At 60.2% G+C, this 17,982-nt stretch carries 15 protein-coding genes; 9 read left to right on the forward strand and 6 right to left on the reverse strand.

From position 1 onward, the window contains the following. Nucleotides 1-40 precede the first annotated feature (40 nt). A complete protein-coding gene (gene rep, locus BMZ63_RS05745; protein WP_091702890.1) occupies nucleotides 41-2,056 on the reverse strand; it encodes a DNA helicase Rep in 2,016 nt (671 codons plus the stop codon). 128 nt (nucleotides 2,057-2,184) lie between these two features. On the opposite strand from rep, the gene BMZ63_RS05750 reads away from it, so the two are divergent. Genes BMZ63_RS05750 through gshA form a run of 3 tightly spaced genes read left to right on the forward strand, consistent with a single transcriptional unit; the run spans nucleotide 2,185 to nucleotide 7,402 of the window. Further along, nucleotides 2,185-3,429, forward strand: a complete 1,245-nt coding sequence (locus tag BMZ63_RS05750; protein ID WP_091702893.1) for an EAL domain-containing protein — start codon at nucleotides 2,185-2,187, stop codon at nucleotides 3,427-3,429. Nucleotides 3,430-3,482: 53 nt separating this feature from the next. Next, nucleotides 3,483-5,822, forward strand: coding sequence for a Tex family protein (locus tag BMZ63_RS05755; RefSeq protein WP_091702895.1), 2,340 nt, complete (start codon nucleotides 3,483-3,485; stop codon nucleotides 5,820-5,822). Between the two features lie 23 nt (nucleotides 5,823-5,845). Continuing rightward, nucleotides 5,846-7,402, forward strand: coding sequence for a glutamate--cysteine ligase (gene gshA / locus BMZ63_RS05760; protein WP_091702898.1), 1,557 nt, complete (start codon nucleotides 5,846-5,848; stop codon nucleotides 7,400-7,402). A 29-nt stretch (nucleotides 7,403-7,431) separates the two neighbouring features. On the opposite strand, the gene BMZ63_RS05765 is transcribed toward gshA, so the two are convergent. Next, nucleotides 7,432-7,899, reverse strand: coding sequence for a flagellar basal body-associated FliL family protein (locus BMZ63_RS05765; RefSeq protein ID WP_227663451.1), 468 nt, complete (start codon nucleotides 7,897-7,899; stop codon nucleotides 7,432-7,434). A gap of 76 nt (nucleotides 7,900-7,975) precedes the next feature. Between BMZ63_RS05765 and BMZ63_RS05770 the strand changes: the two genes are divergently transcribed. Continuing rightward, a complete protein-coding gene (locus BMZ63_RS05770) occupies nucleotides 7,976-8,482 on the forward strand; it encodes a disulfide bond formation protein B (protein ID WP_091702902.1) in 507 nt (168 codons plus the stop codon). 76 nt (nucleotides 8,483-8,558) lie between these two features. Next, entirely contained in the window at nucleotides 8,559-9,038 is a 480-nt protein-coding gene (gene rsd / locus BMZ63_RS05775) for a sigma D regulator (protein WP_091702905.1), read from the forward strand. Nucleotides 9,039-9,108: 70 nt separating this feature from the next. Here rsd and bamJ read toward each other — a convergent pair whose 3' ends face one another. Genes bamJ through BMZ63_RS05790 form a run of 3 tightly spaced genes read right to left on the reverse strand, consistent with a single transcriptional unit; the run spans nucleotide 9,109 to nucleotide 10,775 of the window. Further along, nucleotides 9,109-9,822, reverse strand: a complete 714-nt coding sequence (bamJ, locus tag BMZ63_RS05780; RefSeq protein WP_091702908.1) for a BamJ family beta-barrel-assembly machinery protein — start codon at nucleotides 9,820-9,822, stop codon at nucleotides 9,109-9,111. A gap of 36 nt (nucleotides 9,823-9,858) precedes the next feature. Then, nucleotides 9,859-10,242 (reverse strand): hypothetical protein, encoded by a 384-nt coding sequence (locus tag BMZ63_RS05785; protein ID WP_091702911.1) that lies wholly within the window; start codon nucleotides 10,240-10,242, stop codon nucleotides 9,859-9,861. Further along, a complete protein-coding gene (locus BMZ63_RS05790; protein ID WP_091702913.1) occupies nucleotides 10,236-10,775 on the reverse strand; it encodes a TIGR02444 family protein in 540 nt (179 codons plus the stop codon). Before BMZ63_RS05790 ends, BMZ63_RS05785 begins: the two co-directional genes overlap by 7 nt. Nucleotides 10,776-10,819: 44 nt before the next feature. On the opposite strand from BMZ63_RS05790, the gene BMZ63_RS05795 reads away from it, so the two are divergent. Beyond that, nucleotides 10,820-12,766 (forward strand): ATP-binding cassette domain-containing protein, encoded by a 1,947-nt coding sequence (locus tag BMZ63_RS05795; protein WP_091702916.1) that lies wholly within the window; start codon nucleotides 10,820-10,822, stop codon nucleotides 12,764-12,766. A 24-nt stretch (nucleotides 12,767-12,790) separates the two neighbouring features. Here the strand turns inward: BMZ63_RS05795 and ppx are convergent, their stop codons facing one another. Beyond that, nucleotides 12,791-14,326, reverse strand: coding sequence for an exopolyphosphatase (gene ppx / locus BMZ63_RS05800; RefSeq protein ID WP_177187036.1), 1,536 nt, complete (start codon nucleotides 14,324-14,326; stop codon nucleotides 12,791-12,793). A gap of 263 nt (nucleotides 14,327-14,589) precedes the next feature. Between ppx and trxA the strand changes: the two genes are divergently transcribed. The 3 genes from trxA (at nucleotide 14,590) to ubiD (ending at nucleotide 17,972) form a co-directional block, all read left to right on the forward strand. Then, entirely contained in the window at nucleotides 14,590-14,916 is a 327-nt protein-coding gene (trxA, locus tag BMZ63_RS05805; protein ID WP_091702921.1) for a thioredoxin TrxA, read from the forward strand. 287 nt (nucleotides 14,917-15,203) lie between these two features. Next, nucleotides 15,204-16,466, forward strand: coding sequence for a transcription termination factor Rho (gene rho / locus BMZ63_RS05810; RefSeq protein ID WP_091702924.1), 1,263 nt, complete (start codon nucleotides 15,204-15,206; stop codon nucleotides 16,464-16,466). An 18-nt stretch (nucleotides 16,467-16,484) separates the two neighbouring features. Continuing rightward, nucleotides 16,485-17,972: a 4-hydroxy-3-polyprenylbenzoate decarboxylase gene (ubiD, locus tag BMZ63_RS05815; RefSeq protein WP_091702927.1), complete on the forward strand. Its 1,488-nt coding sequence runs from the start codon at nucleotides 16,485-16,487 to the stop codon at nucleotides 17,970-17,972. Nucleotides 17,973-17,982: the final 10 nt, after the last annotated feature.

Genomic DNA, 17,982 nt, shown 5'->3' on the forward strand with positions numbered 1-17,982 from the left:
GCACTGCCCTGATAAAGCCCCACCCCTGAGTGGGGCTTTTTTATGCGCCCAGATCGCCCAGTAGCGCGCTCAGGGTGGCCTTGCCCTTTTTCTGATTGGCTTCCTGGTCCAGGTCGCCCGTCCCTTCCCATTTCAGATCGTCCTCCGGTAACTCGTCCAGAAACCGGCTTGGGATCGTTTCCAGTTTCTCCCCGTATTGCTTGCGCGAGGCGGCGTAGGTCAGTGACAGGGTCTCCCTGGCCCGGGTAATGCCCACGTACATCAGGCGGCGCTCTTCCTCGATATTGCCTTCCTCGATACTGCTGCGGTGCGGCAGGATTTCCTCCTCCAGTCCCATGATGAACACATGCGGGAATTCCAGCCCCTTGGAGGCATGCAGTGTCAGCAGTTGTACCTTGTCGCTGTCATCCTCTTCCTCCTTCTGCTCCATCATGTCACGCAGGATCATCTTGGTGATGGCGTCTTCAATGCCGATTTCATCGGCCGTGCCCTTGTCGTTGTCCAGCATGCGCTGGAGTCCTTCCACCAGATACCAGATGTTTTCCATGCGCCGTTCGGCCTGTTTGGGTGTGCCCGAGTGCTGGTGCAGCCATTCCTCGTATTCAATGTCGGTGAACAGCTGCTTGATCACCGGAATCGGGTCCTCCGAGAACAGCCGCTCGCAGGTGCCATCGACCCAGTGGGCAAAACGCCGCAGCTTGTCCAGGCCCTTTTCGGTCACGTGGGTTTCCGCACCCAGATCCCCCAGTGCCCTGAACAGGCTGACATTGCGCGAGCGTGCGTAGTGGCTGAGCTGCTCGAGTGTGCGAGGACCAATTTCCCGGCGGGGCACGTTCACCACCCGCAAAAACGCGGCATCGTCGTCCGGGTTGATCATCAGCCGCAGGTACGACATCGCATCCTTGATTTCGTTTTTCGAGAAAAACGACTGGCCACCGGAGATCCGATAGGGAATCTGATAGGCCTGCAGTTTCATTTCCAGTAGCCGGGCCTGGTGGTTGCCCCGGTAAAGCACGGCAAAGTCCCGGAAATCCAGGCCGTTTTTCAGCTTCTGGTCGATGATCTCGGTGGCAATGCGCTCGGCCTCCGCATCCTCGCTGCGGCAGCGGATAATGCGGATTTCCTCGCCGACGGTGTGCTCGCTCCACAGGGCCTTTTCAAACACGTGGGGGTTGTTGGCGATCACCGTATTGGCGCAACGCAGGATGCGGCTGGTGGAACGGTAGTTCTGCTCCAGTTTGACGATCTTCAGGCTGGGGAAATCTTCTTTCAACTGGGCCAGGTTTTCCGGCCGGGCGCCGCGCCAGGCGTAGATGGACTGGTCGTCGTCGCCCACCACGGTGAACGCGGCGCGCTCGGCCACCAGCTGTTTCACCAGTTCGTACTGGCACAGGTTGGTGTCCTGGTACTCGTCCACCAGCATGTAGCGGATTTTCCGCCGCCATTTGGCCAGGATATCCGGGCACTCACGGAACAGCTGCACCGGCAGCAGAATCAGATCGTCGAAATCCACCGCGTTGTACGCTTTCAGGTATTCGCTGTAATGCTTGTAGATAATGGCGATGCGCTGCTCGCGGTCATCGGCGGCCTTGCTGTAGGCTTCCGCCGGCCCACGCATGGCGTTTTTCCAGGACGAGATGGTCATTTGCACGTCGTTGAGCTCGTCACCGGCATCGGCGGCCTCGCGCATCATCAGGTCCTGCAGCAGGGCCTTGGCGTCTTCGGCATCGAAAATGGAAAAACCGGGGTGGTAGCCCAGGTGTGCATGCTCCTCCCGGATCATGTTCAGGCCCAGGTTGTGGAATGTGGAGACGATCAGCCCCCGGGTTTTGCCCTTGTCGACAATCTTGCCCACCCGCTCTTTCATCTCCCGGGCGGCCTTGTTGGTGAAAGTCACCGCCGCGATGTGACGGCCGGGAATGCCCTTTTGCTCGATCAGGTAGGCAATTTTGCGGGTGATCACGCTGGTTTTGCCGCTGCCGGCACCGGCCAGCACCAGCAGGGGGCCGTCGGCGTAGCGAACGGCTTCGTGTTGTCTGGGGTTGAGCTTGTTCACGCGGATAGTACCGAGCCGATGGCAGGGAGAATTGAACGGTTGGTTATTCTACACCAGACACATCGTCAGGTATCGGCTACTCTTATCATAGGAATACCAAGCTGTTTCAAAACAATGGATTTCGTTAAATGCCTTTGCCTTCAGCCCCTGGAGCCGGTTCGGTTCGCCTGCTGATATTGACCGCCGAGTACACGGATTTCCTGTGGCTGGAGTCCATGCTGTTGGAAGACCCGGAGCTGATGCCGGATGCGGTCTGGTGCCCGGACCTGGTCGACTGCGACGACCTGATTCGTAACGCCAGCTTTGATGTGATTGTGTGGGACTGCGTGCTTCATGGCAGCTCGGAGACGGCTTTCCTGCAATACCTCTGTGTGGCCAGTGATGACAAGCCGGTGCTGGCCATGAGTGCGGAGCCCTGCTCGGAAAAGGCGGAAACGCTGATCGGGCATGGTGCCGCAGATTATCTGTGCTTGCAGAGTCTGGATCGGTGGAATTTCTGCCGGGCCGTCAAATACCTCTGGTATCGGGAATGTCTTTCCGAATCCACCCGGGCCCAGCGGGGCCGTGAAGCGCATATGGCCGCTGATATGCGGGTGGAAGAAGGCTTGCGCAGAGCCCTGCGTGCTGGTGAGCTGGAGCTGTATTACCAGCCCCGGATCGATCTGGCCACCGAGGAAGTGCGCGGGGTGGAGTGTCTGCTTCGCTGGAATCACCCGGAGCGGGGGCTGGTGATGCCCGACCAGTTCATTCCCGCGGCCGAGCGCAGCGGCTTGATTGTGCCCATTGGTTACTGGGTCATTGAACAGGCCTGTCGGCGCTTGCAGGAATGCCAGGAGCAGGGGTTGCCGGCCATGGTGTTCGCAGTCAATCTGTCGTTCCGGCAGTTCCACGACCGCAAGATGACCGAAACCATCTTCCGCATCATCTTCAACAGCAACATCGACACCAGTCTGCTGGAGCTGGAGTTGACGGAAAGCGCCATGATGCATGACCCGGATTATGCCCAGCGCTGCCTGCGCGAGTTGAATCAGTTGGGTATCAGCTTCGCGCTTGACGATTTCGGCACCGGGTTTTCGTCTCTGAGTAACCTGCAGCACCTGCCCATTTCTCTGGTGAAAATCGACAAGTCGTTTGTCCAGGACCTGGGCGAATCGGCCGACGCGGAACACATCATCCGGGCCATTATCAGCCTCGCTCACAGCCTGCGCATCAGCGTGGTGGCCGAAGGCGTGGAAACCGAAGGCCAGCTGGAATTCCTGCGCCACCAGCATTGCGATGAGATCCAGGGTTACTACTACGCCCGCCCCATGCCCTGGCAGGATCTGGTGCAATTCGTTGACCAGCAGAATCAGTTCGCTTGCTTGCAGAACTGAGGCGCTGTACCTTTCTCCGTTAATCTGAACTCCGAGTGACTGACTGAGGTTGCATGAACAGTATTGCCAGCCGTATTGCCGAAGAACTGGGTGTGCGCGAACAGCAGGTGAACGCCACCATCGCCCTGCTGGACGAAGGCGCCACCGTGCCGTTTATCGCCCGCTACCGTAAGGAAATCACCGGTTCGCTGGACGACAGCCAGCTGCGCAACCTGGAAGACCGCCTGCGTTACCTGCGCGAGCTGGAAGACCGGCGCGGCACCATCCTTAACAGTATTGAGGAACAGGGCAAGCTGACCGATGAACTGCGCGCGGCTATCGAGGCGGCAGACACCAAGAACCGTCTGGAAGACCTGTATCTGCCCTACAAGCCCAAACGCCGAACCAAGGCCCAGATTGCCCGGGAAGCGGGCCTGGAGCCCCTGGCCGACGCCCTGTTTGATACCCCCGATCTGGATCCGGAAGCGACCGCGGCGGATTACCTCAACGCAGAGGCCGGTATTGATGACACCAAAGCCGCGCTCGACGGTGCCCGCTATATCCTGATGGAGCGTTTTGCCGAAGACGCCGAACTGCTGGGCACCTTGCGGGATTTCATCTGGCAGCAGGCCAGCCTGAAGGTCACCGTGGTGCCGGGCAAGGAAACCGAGGGTGCCAAGTTCCGGGATTATTTTGATCACGTCGAGCCACTGAAAAAGGTGCCCTCTCACCGGGCGCTGGCCATTCTGCGCGGCCGCAACGAAGGCATTCTGGCCTACTCGCTGGTGGTCGGCGATGGCGAAGACGATCGCCGCCAGCCGCACCCGGCCGAACAGCGCATCGCCGCTCGGTGGAACATCCAGGATCAGGGCCGCGCCGCCGATAAATGGCTGTCGGATGTGGTGCGCTGGACCTGGCGGGTGAAGTTGTCCACCCAGATCGAGACCGATCTGATGGCGCAGGTGCGTGAGGCGGCCGAAAGCGAGGCCATTAATGTGTTCGCCGCCAATCTCAAAGACCTCTTGCTGCTGGCGCCGGCCGGCCCAAGGCCCACCCTGGGCCTGGACCCGGGGCTGCGCACCGGCGTGAAAGTGGCGGTGATCGACGGCACGGGCGGCGTCTCCGACCACGGCGCCATCTACCCCCACGCTCCGAAAAACCAGTGGGACCAGTCCATCGAGCAGCTGGCCGCCTGGTGCCGGAAGTACAAGATTGAACTGGTGGCCATTGGTAACGGCACCGCCTCCCGGGAAACCGAAAAGCTGGTGGCTGACCTGTGCAAGCGTTACCCGGAGCTGAAGCTGGCACGGATCATCGTCAGCGAATCCGGCGCGTCGGTTTATTCCGCATCTGAATTTGCCTCCCGTGAATTGCCGGACCTGGACGTGACCATCCGGGGTGCCGTCTCCATCGCCCGTCGCCTGCAGGATCCGCTGGCGGAACTGGTGAAGATCGAGCCCAAGTCCATTGGCGTGGGCCAGTACCAGCACGACGTGTCCCAGGTGCAGCTGTCCCGCAGCCTGGATGCGGTGGTGGAAGACTGCGTAAACGGTGTGGGCGTGGACCTGAATACGGCCTCCATACCTTTGCTGACCCGCGTTTCGGGCCTGAATGCCACCATCGCCCGTAATATCGTTGATTTTCGCAGCCAGAACGGCATGTTCACCAACCGTAAGCAGCTGCTGAAAGTGGCCCGGCTGGGCGACCGCACGTTTGAGCAGGCCGCCGGGTTTTTGCGGGTGGCCGGTGATAATCCGCTGGACCGCTCCTCCGTGCACCCGGAGGCTTACGGCGTGGTGGAGGCCATCGCCGAGAAAAACGGGCGTGAGGTGGCGTCCATCATTGGCGACAGCCACTTCCTGCGCAGCCTCAAGCCGGAAGACTACGTCACCGAACAATTTGGCTTGCCGACAATCAAAGACATACTTGCAGAGCTGGAAAAGCCGGGCCGTGATCCGCGCCCGGAATTCCGCTTTGCCAACTTCGAAGACGGGGTGGAAACCCTCAATGACCTCAAACCGGGCATGATCCTCGAAGGCTCGGTCACCAACGTGACCAACTTTGGCGCGTTCGTCGATATTGGCGTGCACCAGGATGGCCTGGTGCATATTTCCGCACTGTCCAATACCTTTGTGAAAGACCCGAGGGAAGTGGTGAAAGCGGGTGATATCGTCAAGGTCAAGGTGATGGAAGTGGACATACCGCGCAAGCGCATCGGTCTGTCCATGCGCCTGGACGATGAGCCGGGCGCGGAGGTACCGGCGAAAGCCGGCCGTGGGCCGAAAGGGGATAACCGTCGTAGTGGTGGGCCTGGTACTGGCAAAAGCCGTGGCCAGAACAATGCGAAAGCACCCCAGGGTGCCATGGCCGGAGCGCTGGCCGAAGCCATGGCTTCGGCGCGCAAGGGCCGTTAATCCGATAGCTGAAGGAGTTCAACATGGCACAATCCCGCCACGCCCTGTTCCATCGGTTTGCCGCAACCGACTGGCATGGCTTTTTGAAAGGGGTTGAGAAAGAAGGGCTGCGGGTGGATGGCAACGGCTTTATTGCCCAGACCCCGCATCCGAAGGCGCTGGGCTCCACGCTGACCCATCCGCGCATCACCACCGATTACTCCGAAGCCCTGCTGGAGTTGATCACCCCGGTGTGCGAAAGCACCACCGAAATGCTCGGCTCGCTGCGCCACATTCATCAGTTCGTGCAGCAGAATCTGGGCGACGAAGTGTTCTGGGCCGCCAGCATGCCCTGCGAAATCGACGGCGATGAGAGCATCCCCATTGCCCAATACGGCAGCTCCAACACTGGTATGCTCAAGCATGTGTACCGCCAGGGTCTGGCGGTGCGCTATGGTCGGATCATGCAGAGCATTGCCGGTGCCCATTACAATCTGTCCTTCCCGGACAGCTTCTGGCAAACGTGGCAGCAGGTCACCGGCGACCAGAGCACCCTGAAGGACTTCAAATCGGACCAGTATTTCTGGCTGATCCGCAACTTCCGCCGTCGCAGCTGGCTGCTGATGTTGCTGTTTGGCGCCTCGCCGGCCCTGGATGACAGTTTTGTGGCTGGGGTGAAACATGACCTAAGTCGTTTTGATGCGCGCACCTGGTACGGCAAGCATGCCACCTCCCTGCGCATGGGCGACCTGGGCTACCACAACAACGCCCAGGCGTCGCTCAACATCTGTTTCAACGAGCTGGATTCCTACAGCCGTACCCTGGAACGTGCCATTCACACCAACTGGCCGGCCTATGAGGCCATCGGTACCCGTCGTGATGGCCAGTTCGTCCAGCTCAACACCAACGTACTGCAGATTGAAAACGAGTATTACAGCGCGGTGCGGCCGAAGCGAACCACCCGTTCCGGCGAGAAACCGATCCAGGCACTGGATGCCCGTGGCGTGGAATATGTGGAAGTGCGCTGCCTGGATCTGGACCCGTTCTCGCCGGTGGGCGTTACCCGTGAGCAGATCGATTTCCTCGACCTGTTCCTGCTGGACTGCCTGCTGTCGGATTCACCAAGGATCAGTGACGAGGAATGCGAGCGCCTGGACGACAACTACAAGGACGTGATCGCCAACGGCCGCTGGCAGGACCTGACCCTGTGCCGGGCCGGCGAGCGGGTGCCGGCCGGTGAAGCCGCCAAAGACATGCTGGCACAGCTGGAGCCGCTGGCGGAGAGGCTGGACAGCTGGGCCGGCAATGACACCTACCGCTCGGCACTGAAGGCTCAGGCAGAAAAATTGCAGGGCACGGATTGGGCGGTCCCGTCGGCGCAGGTACTGGAGGCCATGAGCGCTTCCGGACAGGGCCACCGGGATTGGGTACAGGCGATTTCACGCCAGCACCAGCAGACGCTGCTTAACGAGCCGCTACCGGCGGACGTGTTGGCCGACTACCAGGCCATGAGCCGGGATTCTCTGGCTGAGCAGTCGGCCATTGAAGCGGCGGAAACCCAGCCGTTTGCCGAGTTCCTGGATGCTTACCTGAAAGCCTGAGGTCTTCAGAGGGGGGTGGTCGGGCCTTGTCAGCGCTGGACCACATACTCGGTGAAGAACACGCTGGTGATCTGTTCACCGGTTTGCTGCTCTTCCAGTACCTGGTTGATCCGTTGTGTGGCGGCTTCAACCAGAGCCTGTTTGCCTTCGTTGGAGTCCACCCGGGCCGTGTCTGTCTGCTCTCCGAACAGCAGCACCAGCTCGTGGCGGAGCCTTGGCATATGGGCCTCGACCGCCTCTCGTACACCCTCAGACGAGGCGCGCAGTGTTACGGCCGCCTTAAGGTAGTCTACTTTATTGCCGGGCTGGCCAATATGGGTGACAAACGCCGGTTTCATTTCGATGTAATCGACGATCTTTTCGGCCTCTTCCCCGGCGTCGGCGTTTTCCTCACTGGCAGTGTCGTCGCCTGCCTCGTCCTGGGCCTGGACAGGCAGCGCAAAGGCCGTGCAGAACAGGAAGATAAGGGTCAGTAGTCTGGCTCTGGCAATGGTCATAGGATTGGCGTTCTTCATAGGGTACGATTGGTTTCATTCATTTCTGCAGTCCACATAATGATTCCGGGGTGACGTTTTGACAAGCAGATGGGTATACGGGCTCGTTTTTCTGGTGTGTGCAGCACTGTTGGCGACCGCGCTTTACATGGAGAAGGTGATGGGGCTGGAACCCTGCCCGTTGTGCTGGCTGCAGCGTTTCGCCTTTGCCGGCGCCGGCTTGGTGGCTCTGGTGGCGTTTTTGCACAGGCCATCAGGCTTTGGTAACCGGGTATACGGTTTTTTGCTGGCGCTGACGGCCGGTGCGGGTCTTGGCGTGGCCGGTCGCCAGCTCTGGCTGCAGAGTCTGCCGGCGGATCAGGCGCCGGCCTGTGGCCCGTCAGTGGATTACATGCTGGATGTCCTGCCCTGGTTTGAAGTGCTGAAAACCGCGCTGCAGGGTACCGGTGACTGTGCCGAGGTGGTCTGGCGTTTTCTGGGCCTGAGTATTCCGGGCTGGACCGCGCTGTTCTTTGCCGTGCTGGTGGTGATTGGTCTGGTGATGATGTTCCGCCGGTACCGGCCCAAGAGCTGGTTACTGCGCTGAAACAGTTGCGGGGCCCGCGCGCCTTGGGGTAACTTGATGCTTGCACGGTACTAGCCATGAACAGGAGACGGGTGTCATGTTGGAGAATTGCCAGAACGCCAGGGAACGTTGGGGTGGCGTCAGCGAATTGATCGACCGCTGGCTGAAAGAGCGCCAGGAACTGCTGGTGCACTATTGCGCCCTCTCCGGCGAAACCGACAGGGAGGATGTCCAGGCGTTACAGCCCAAGTTTGTCCGCCTGTGCGAAGTGTTGATGGATTACGTGTCGGCCGGCCACTTTGAAGTGTACGAGCAGTTGATCCAGGAAGCCCGGGAGTTCAACGATGGGGGCCTTGAACTGGCTGCCCGCGTATACCCGCAAATCGAGAAAACCACCGAGGTGGCTTTGAACTTCAACGATCGTCTGGATGGCGGAGCTTTGAGCGGCGAAGACACGGAGCAACTGTTCGGGGAGTTGTCCAGGCTGGGCGAAGCGCTGGAGAACCGCTTCGAGATGGAAGACGTGCTGATTGACCAGCTGCACAATGCCCACGCCAGCAAGCTGGAATCGGTCTGACCCGGCAAGTGCCGTGAACGGATAAAAAATGGCCCGGAATGTCCGGGCCATTTTTGTTTGCACGCAGCGGTTATTCGCCGTCAGGATTGACCGCCAGCAGCTCCACGTCAAACACCAGGGTCTCGTTCGGGCCGATCGCCTGGTTGCCGCCCGCGCCGTAGGCCAGGTCAGACGGGATGTAGAGCTTGTATCGCGCGCCCTCGCTCATCAGTTGCAGGCCTTCGGTCCAGCCGGGGATGACCTGGTTCAGGCCGAAAGTGACCGGTTCGCCCCGCTCGCGGGAACTGTCAAACACTTCGCCATTGATCAGTTCGCCGGTGTAGTGCACTTCCACCTGATCGGTCTCGGCCGGGCTGTCGCCGTTGCCTTCCTCGATCACCTCGTATTGCAGGCCGGACTCCGTCACGGTCACGCCTTCGCGCTCGGCGTTTTCCGCCAGGAAGGCTTCACCGGCCTCACGGTTTTTTTCCGCCAGTTCCGCCATCTGGTTTTGCTGGTCTTCCTGCAACTGCTGCTGGTAGGCCATCAGGGCTTCACGGATTTCTTCGCGGTTCAGGCGCTGTTGGGCTTCGTCACCGGAATGACCGTGCTGAATGCCCTGCAGGAACTGGTCCATCTGCAGATCGGGAAGGTCATTGGTCATGCGCTCGCCCATCACCAGGCCCATGCCGTAACTGACTTTCTCGGTGGTGCTTTCCAGGCTTGGCTGTGCCGGTTCTTCCTGGGCGGTACTGCAGCCGGCTACCAGGCCGGTGATGGCGATCGCCAGTAGGGTTTTTTTCATGGGTCTGTCCTTTGGTTTTTACGTTTGATGTCGTGTTCAGGAACCACTGGCTGCCGGGTGTTCGTCGAGGGAGAAGGGAGCCCTGTAAGGAGACTGCCAATCCTCTTCCGGTGCCTTGGGCAGATTGTCCGGCGCGCCGGTATTGTGCCGGTCGATGGCCAGTGTGTTCCAGGAGCCCTGTGCCGGCGGCTTGTCGGCATAATGCCAGTTGCCCTCGGTGTCCTGCCACTTGAAGACCACTTCCGGGCCGTCGGTTTCCACCGGCGAGGGTAGCAGGCCCTCAAAATCGGGAATTTCGTGGGTGTTCAGTTCGCTGACGGGCTCGGAGACGTCATCCGGGTCCCCCAGGCCGAAGAAGATCAGCAACAACAACAGGCCAAGCGCCGGAAATGCCAGGCGGATCAACCATTTCATCAGCATTGGTCCGGCTCCCGGTCAGTGGCAAGGTGGTTTGCCAGTTGCTCCAGTGTTGTCCGCAGTGACCGGTCCGGTGTCATATCCGGGGTGGGTGCCGCCGCCTGCAGGTTTTGCCGGATGAGTTGGGCCTGGTCGGGCATGGTGTCTTTCTCGGTTCGACTGGAGTTGAGTGTGTGCCATGCCAGTGCAAGCTCGGTCTTTTCCGCTTCCAGCTCGGCCCTGGCCAGGGTGTCGCGCAGGTGGCCCAGCGCCTGTGCATGCCTGGGAATGGATTTTCGGGCGCTGCGGATAACACCGGTTACACGGCTGCGCCACTCTGTTACCTTAGCGCTTTCTTCGCCAGTGAAGCGCTGCCCGTTCTGTGCCAGCCAGCCGGCGCACAGTATACGGGTGACATCCCAGCCCCTGGACTGCAAGGCCAGACAGGCTTCGGAAACGGCCGGGTTTTGCCAGCGCGCCAGTGCATAACGCCACAGCGGATTATCGGTTGTCAATGCATCCGGCAGGATCAGTGGCTCGGGTTCCCGGTGGCTCATGGCGGGGTGCATCCCTGGCGGCAATCTATTGATAAAAGACATCTATGCTAACGATAACCGATCTCAGTTTACAACGAGGTGGCGCCTGGTTGCTAGAAGGCGTCAATCTCACCGTACAGCCAGGCCAGCGGGTGGCCATTGTCGGCGCCAATGGCGCCGGTAAATCCAGCCTTTTCCAGTTGTTGTTGGGTCAGTTGGCGCCGGAGCAGGGCAGTGTCTCTCTGCCCGGTGGCTGTCGTATTGCCCACATGGCCCAGGAGTTCGAGGCTTCCAGTCGCTCGGCCCGGGATTTTGTTCTGGATGGTGATTTCGAGCTGCGTCGAATGGAGCGGGAGCTGGCCGATGCAGAGGCCCGGGGCGATGACCATGAAGCAGCCCGGATTCATGGCGAGCTGGATGTGCACGAAGCCTGGTCGGCACCGCGCCGCGCAGAGACCCTGTTGCGCGGGTTGGGCTTTGCTGACAGCGACACCGACCGGCCGGTGTCGGCGTTCTCCGGCGGCTGGCGGATTCGGCTTAATCTCGCCCAGGCGTTGATGCGCCCGTCCGACCTGCTGTTGCTGGACGAGCCCACCAACCACCTGGACCTGGACGCCTGCCTGTGGCTGGAGAACTGGTTACGCCGCTACCCCGGCACCCTGTTGTTTATCTCCCATGACCGGGATTTCATGGACCGGGTGGCCACCCACCTGGTGCATTTCGATCAGCGAAAACTGGAGCTGTATACCGGCAACTATACCGCCTTCGAAACCCAGCGCAGTGAGCGACTGGCATTGCAGCAGGCCAACTATGAGCGCCAGCAGGCCCGCATTGCCGAAATCCAGCGCTTTATTGACCGGTTCAAGGCGAAAGCCACCAAGGCCAAGCAGGCCCAGAGCCGGGTGAAGGCGCTGGAACGCATGGAAAAAATTGCCCCGGCCCACGTGGATTCGCCGTTCAGTTTCGAGTTTCCGGTGGCCGAAAAAGTCTCCAATCCACTGCTGTCGATCCGCCAGGGCGAGGCCGGGCACGGCCACACGCCGATCCTGCGGGATATCAATGTGACACTGTTGCCCGGTTCACGCATTGGTTTGCTGGGGCCCAACGGTGCTGGCAAGTCCACGTTCATGGATGCCTTGCGAGGGGCCGGAACCCTGCTGTCGGGCGAGCGGACCTGTGGTGAGCATCTGGCCATTGGCTATTTTGCCCAGCATCAGCTTGAGGCCCTGGATCTGGATGCCAGTCCCTTCCTGCACCTGCAGCGACTGGCACCGAAAGCGTCCGAGCAGAGCGTGCGCAACTTCCTGGGCGGCTTTGATTTTCACGGCGACGAGGCGTTAACGCCGATCCGCTCCTTCTCCGGGGGCGAAAAGGCGCGGGTGGCCCTGGCAGTGATCGCCTGGCAACGGCCGAATCTGTTGCTGCTGGATGAGCCCACCAACCACCTGGACCTGGAAATGCGCCAGGCGCTGACCATGGCGCTGCAGAATTTTGACGGTGCGATTGTGGTGGTCTCCCACGATCGGCACCTGCTGCGCAATACGGTGGACGATTTCTGGCTGGTGTGCGATGGCACCGTGGCCGAGTACGACGGCGATCTGGAAGACTACGAGCGCTGGCTCGCCGAGCGCCGCAAAGACGAAGAGGCGCCACCCCGACGGGAATTACCTGAGCCGGCGGCACAAGCACCCGCCAATACATCGGCTACCGCTCTGAGTGCCGATGAGCGCAAGGCCCGCAAGCGCCGGGAAGCGGAGCTGCGCAAGCAGCTGAGTCCGTTCCGAAAACAGCAGGCTGCGCTGGAAAAAGACATGGAACGTTTGCAGGCGGGCCTGCAGGATGTGGAGCACCGTCTGGCGGAGCCTGAGATGTATCAGGAGGGGCAGAAGGCACGGTTGAAAGAGCTGTTGGGCGAGCAGGCAGAGCTGAAACGACAGCTGGAAGCGGCGGAGAGCCAGTGGCTGGAAGTCAGTGAAACCGTGGAGGAGATGGAGGCTGCCCTGGCAGAGTGATTCCGCCAGGGCTTGCCCGCAGGGCTACCGGGTAAGGATCTCCAGGGTGAAATCCTGCCGCCGCAGGTAGTCTTGTTCGTTCTCCAGGTCTGCCAGAGTCAGCGGTCGTTCGTTCAGCCAATCCTGCGGCAGCTCCACCACCAGGTGATTCTGGCGGCCGTTCAGTACCATCTCCGGTGGCGCCTCGTAATTGCGGGGGTGCTGTAGCAGTACCGCCAGGCGCACCAGCACGCACAGATGGCGCAACCGGGATTTTTCTTCCGGTTCGATGTCCTGGAAAACCGCCGGCGAGAACTTGCGCCGGTGACCACGCACCAGGGTGGCCAGGTCTTTCTGGAACTGCTGGGTGAAACCGGGCAAATCCGAATAGCGCAGCAGGTAGGCGCCGTGCTTGTGGTACTGGCTGTGGGCGATGGTCAGGCCGATTTCGTGCAGCCGGCATGCCCAGCGCAGCAGGTCTTCATCGTTGGCGGTGTGCAGGTCCCACTGGTCGGCTATCTGTTGCCAGGCGGCAATGGCCGTTTCCTCAACCGCCGCGCCGTGGGCCTGGTCCACATGGTAGCGTTCCTGCAGGGCGGCGATGGTGCGTTCGCGCACATCCTCGTGCTGGATGCGGCCAACAATGTCATACAGCAGTCCTTCCCGCAGGGCGCCATCGGCAAACGTCATGTTGTCGATCTCCAGGGAGCGGAAAGCGGCCAGCAGAATGGCAAAACCGGCGGGGAAAATGCTCTGGCGCTCGGTACGCACCCCCAGGTCCGCCAGCTTCTCGGCCTTGCCCAGACTGATCAGCCGCTTGCGCAGCTCTTCCATGGCCTCGCGGGTGATGGTGCCATCGGTGATTTTCAGCATTGCCAGCACGTTGGCGATGGCTTTGATGGAACCGGACGAGCCCACGGCGCTCTGCCAGCCAATGGAGCGGTAATGCTGACGGATATTCAGCAGCTCCTGTTCGGCATGGGTGATCGCCTTGTCCATCTGCCGTTTGGTGATCTTGCCATCGGGAAAGTAGCGATTGCGGAAAGACACGCAGCCCATGTGCAGGCTTTCCATCTCCTCGGGTTCGAAACGCTGCCCGATGATGAATTCGGTGCTGCCGCCACCGATATCGATCACCAGGCGCTTGCCCCGGTCATCGGAAAGGGTGTGGGAAACGCCCAGGTAAACCAGGCGGGCCTCTTCCCGGCCGGCGATCACCTCCACCGGGTAACCGAGTACCTGCTCGGCCCGGGCAATGAATTCCTGTTTGTTGCGGGCCACCCGCAAGGCGTTGGTGCCGACAATCTGGACCGCTTCGTCCGGCATGCCCTGCAGGCGCTGGGCGAAGCGGCCCAGGCATAGCAGGGCGCGTTGCTGGCATTCTTCGGTCAGGCGGTTGTATTGATCCAGGCCGGCTCCGAGCTGGACCTTTTCCCCCATTTTCTCGATGGTCCGGATTTCTCCGTGCACCAGTCGGGCGACCACCATGTGGAAACTGTTGGAACCCATGTCGATGGCGGCAAGGGTTTTTGGCGGAGTGGCATTGCCCGCGTTCGTTGAGGCCGTCACGTTGGTTGGCATCCTGTGTGGCGTGAACTTGGCGGTACTATAAGGGAAGTCTGTTGCGGCTGTCAGCACAAGCCTGCGGTCATTACGGATGTGGATCTTTTGGCCAGTCCGTACAAGCCACTTCACAGATTGATTGGCAATCGCGTAAAGTAATGGTCTGTTGTAAATCGGGTGGGTCATGTTAGCTGTGCATCAGAACAGCCACCCGCTTCAGTCCACAGCGACTCCGGCAGGGCTGCCCGGCGGCCACGGAGCGCCTGAATCAGGAAAAGGTAATGAGCGGAAATATCGTTAATGTCACCGACGCTTCCTTTGAACAGGACGTGCTGAAATCCGACGTTCCGGTACTGGTAGATTACTGGGCCGAATGGTGCGGACCCTGCAAGATGATTGCACCGGTTCTGGAAGAAATCGCCGATGAATACGAAGGCAAGCTCAAAATCTGCAAGCTCAACATTGACGAAAATGAGCAGACTCCGCCCAAGTTCAACATCCGCGGTATTCCGACACTGATGCTGTTCAAGAACGGCAACGTGGATGCCACCAAAGTGGGCGCATTGTCCAAATCCCAGCTGGCAGCCTTCCTCGACAGCAATCTGTAATCCGGTTGGTTGCCTGAAACCGCCCCCGGGCTTTGCCCGCGGGCGGTTTTTTATTGGTTTCGGCGCTCAGGCCTTGACAGGCCCCAGTAAGGTGGTCGATGATCATGTCTGCCCGGCGAACGTTTGTTCCCACTCTCTGGCTTTAGCGTACTTTCCGGCTTCCACCATCACCGGTTGCTCAACTCGGCCAGCACTCAGTTTTTAGCGTTTTACCAGTTCAATGCGTTCAGGGGCATCCCTGTCATTCCAACAGACGTTTACTTCCATTCCTGAAAATCCAACAAACTATGAATCTTACTGAACTCAAGCAGAAATCTGTGCCCGAATTGCTCGATATCGCGCAAGAAATGGGCCTCGATAACCTCGCCCGTTCGCGCAAACAGGATGTGATTTTCACTATCCTGAAAAAGCATGCCAAAAGCGGCGAAGACATCTACGGCGACGGTGTACTGGAGATTCTGCAGGACGGCTTCGGCTTTCTTCGCTCCGCCGATGCTTCCTACCTGGCCGGCCCGGACGACATCTACGTGTCCCCCAGCCAGATCCGCCGTTTCAACCTGCGTACCGGCGACACGGTAGCCGGCAAGATCCGCCCGCCCAAAGACGGCGAGCGCTATTTTGCCCTGCTGAAAGTCAACGAAATCAATTTCGACAAGCCGGACAACGCCCGCAACAAGATCCTGTTTGAAAACCTGACCCCGCTGTTTCCCCAGGAGCGGCTGGTGCTGGAAGCGGGCAATGGCAGTACCGAAGACCTTTCTGCCCGGGTTCTGGATTTGGTGGCACCGATTGGCAAGGGCCAGCGCGGCCTGATTGTTTCACCGCCCAAGGCCGGTAAGACATTGCTGATGCAGGGCATTGCCCAGTCGATCACCCGCAATAATCCCGAGTGCCACCTGATGGTGCTGTTGATTGACGAGCGCCCGGAAGAAGTGACCGAAATGCAGCGCACCGTGCGCGGTGAAGTGGTCGCCTCCACCTTCGACGAGCCGCCGGCCCGTCACGTCCAGGTGGCCGAGATGGTGATAGAGAAGGCCAAGCGTCTGGTTGAACACAAAAAAGACGTGATCATCCTGCTGGATTCCATCACCCGTCTGGCGCGCGCCTACAACACCGTGGTGCCGTCCTCCGGCAAGGTGTTGACCGGTGGTGTGGACGCCCACGCTCTGGAAAAGCCCAAGCGCTTCTTTGGTGCCGCCCGTAACGTGGAAGAGGGCGGCAGCCTGACTATCCTGGCCACCGCGCTGGTGAACACCGGTTCCAAGATGGACGAAGTAATCTACGAGGAGTTCAAGGGCACCGGTAACATGGAAGTGCACCTGGACCGCAAGATTGCCGAGAAACGGGTGTACCCGGCCATCAACATCCGCAGCTCCGGCACCCGCCGGGAAGACCTGCTGATGTCCGAGGCGGACCTGCAGCGCACCTGGATCCTGCGCAAGCTGTTGCATTCGATGGAAGACGACACCGCGTCTCTGGAGTTCCTGCTGGACAAGCTCAAGGACACCAAGACCAACGAGGAATTCTTCCAGTCCATGAAGCGCCGCTAGGCATTGATGTCATAACCGATGAAATACAGCGACCTGCGAGACTTCATCGCCCAGTTGGAAAAACTGGGCGAACTTCAGCGCATCAGCGTTGAAGTGGATCCCCACCTGGAGATGACCGAAATCTGCGACCGCACCCTGCGGGCGGGTGGGCCTGCGTTGCTGTTTGAAAATCCCAAAGGCTATGACATGCCGGTACTTGCCAACCTGTTTGGCACGCCCAGACGGGTGGCGCTGGGTATGGGGCAGGACGACGTGACCGCCCTGCGGGACATTGGCAAGCTGCTGGCGTTTCTGAAAGAGCCGGACCCGCCCAAGGGGTTCCGGGATGCCATCGAAAAGCTGCCCATGTTCCGGCAGGTGATGCGCATGAGCCCGAAGGTGCTGCGCTCGGCGCCTTGTCAGCAGGTTGTTATTGAAAAAGACGACGTGGATCTGGGCCAGATTCCGGTGCAGCACTGCTGGCCGGGCGATGCCGGGCCGCTGGTGACCTGGCCGCTGGTGATTACCCGTGGGCCGGGCAAGGAGCGCCAGAATCTGGGCATCTACCGTCAGCAGGTGATTGGCCGCAACCGGCTGATCATGCGCTGGCTGAGCCATCGCGGCGGCGCCCTGGACTATCAGGAATTCCGCAAGGCCAATCCGGACCAGCCCTATCCGGTGGCCGTGGCCCTGGGGGCGGACCCCGCCACCATTCTGGGCGCAGTTACGCCAGTGCCGGACACGCTGTCGGAGTACGCCTTCGCCGGCCTGTTGCGCGGTGGCCGTACCGAACTGGTGAAAGCCGGCCTGAGTGATCTGCAGGTGCCGGCCAGCGCGGAAATGGTGCTCGAAGGGTTCATTTATCCGAATGACACCGCGCCGGAAGGGCCGTTTGGTGATCACACCGGCTATTACAACGAGGTGGACGAATTTCCGGTGTTTACCGTGGAGCGTATCACCCGTCGCAGGGATGCCATCTACCACAGTACCTACACGGGCCGTCCGCCCGATGAGCCGGCCATACTGGGGGTGGCTCTGAATGAAGTGTTCATCCCCATTCTGCAGAAGCAGTTCCCGGAAATTGTCGATTTCTACCTGCCGCCGGAAGGCTGTTCCTATCGTCTGGCCGTAGTAACCATGAAGAAGCAGTACCCCGGTCACGCCAAGCGGGTGATGATGGGGGTCTGGTCGTTCCTGCGTCAGTTCATGTACACCAAGTTCGTGATCGTACTGGATGACGATGTGAACGCGCGCAGCTGGGAAGATGTGATCTGGGCCATGACTACCCGCATGGACCCGGCCAGGGATACCACCATGGTGGAGAACACCCCCATCGATTACCTCGACTTTGCTTCTCCGGTTTCCGGGCTGGGCTCTAAAATGGGCCTGGATGCCACCAACAAATGGCCGGGTGAGACCGACCGGGAATGGGGCACGGCCATCAGCATGACCGATGAGGTCAAACAGCGGATCGACGAGATCTGGGACAGCCTGGGTATTGAAATCCCGGGCACCCGCCCCGAGTGACAGAACCGGT

The organism is Marinobacter persicus (genome assembly GCF_900114155.1).
Taxonomy (GTDB): domain Bacteria; phylum Pseudomonadota; class Gammaproteobacteria; order Pseudomonadales; family Oleiphilaceae; genus Marinobacter; species Marinobacter persicus.

Coding starts and splice junctions, on each gene's coding strand:
- ubiD (WP_091702927.1), top strand. CDS start 16,485: ATGAAATACAGCGACCTGCGAGACTTCATCGCCCAGTTGGAAAAACTG.
- BMZ63_RS05795 (WP_091702916.1), top strand. CDS start 10,820: ATGCTAACGATAACCGATCTCAGTTTACAACGAGGTGGCGCCTGGTTG.
- ppx (WP_177187036.1), bottom strand. CDS start 14,326: ATGCCAACCAACGTGACGGCCTCAACGAACGCGGGCAATGCCACTCCG.
- rsd (WP_091702905.1), top strand. CDS start 8,559: ATGTTGGAGAATTGCCAGAACGCCAGGGAACGTTGGGGTGGCGTCAGC.
- trxA (WP_091702921.1), top strand. CDS start 14,590: ATGAGCGGAAATATCGTTAATGTCACCGACGCTTCCTTTGAACAGGAC.
- BMZ63_RS05785 (WP_091702911.1), bottom strand. CDS start 10,242: ATGCTGATGAAATGGTTGATCCGCCTGGCATTTCCGGCGCTTGGCCTG.
- BMZ63_RS05765 (WP_227663451.1), bottom strand. CDS start 7,899: ATGACCATTGCCAGAGCCAGACTACTGACCCTTATCTTCCTGTTCTGC.
- BMZ63_RS05755 (WP_091702895.1), top strand. CDS start 3,483: ATGAACAGTATTGCCAGCCGTATTGCCGAAGAACTGGGTGTGCGCGAA.
- bamJ (WP_091702908.1), bottom strand. CDS start 9,822: ATGAAAAAAACCCTACTGGCGATCGCCATCACCGGCCTGGTAGCCGGC.
- BMZ63_RS05750 (WP_091702893.1), top strand. CDS start 2,185: ATGCCTTTGCCTTCAGCCCCTGGAGCCGGTTCGGTTCGCCTGCTGATA.
- gshA (WP_091702898.1), top strand. CDS start 5,846: ATGGCACAATCCCGCCACGCCCTGTTCCATCGGTTTGCCGCAACCGAC.
- BMZ63_RS05790 (WP_091702913.1), bottom strand. CDS start 10,775: ATGAGCCACCGGGAACCCGAGCCACTGATCCTGCCGGATGCATTGACA.
- rho (WP_091702924.1), top strand. CDS start 15,204: ATGAATCTTACTGAACTCAAGCAGAAATCTGTGCCCGAATTGCTCGAT.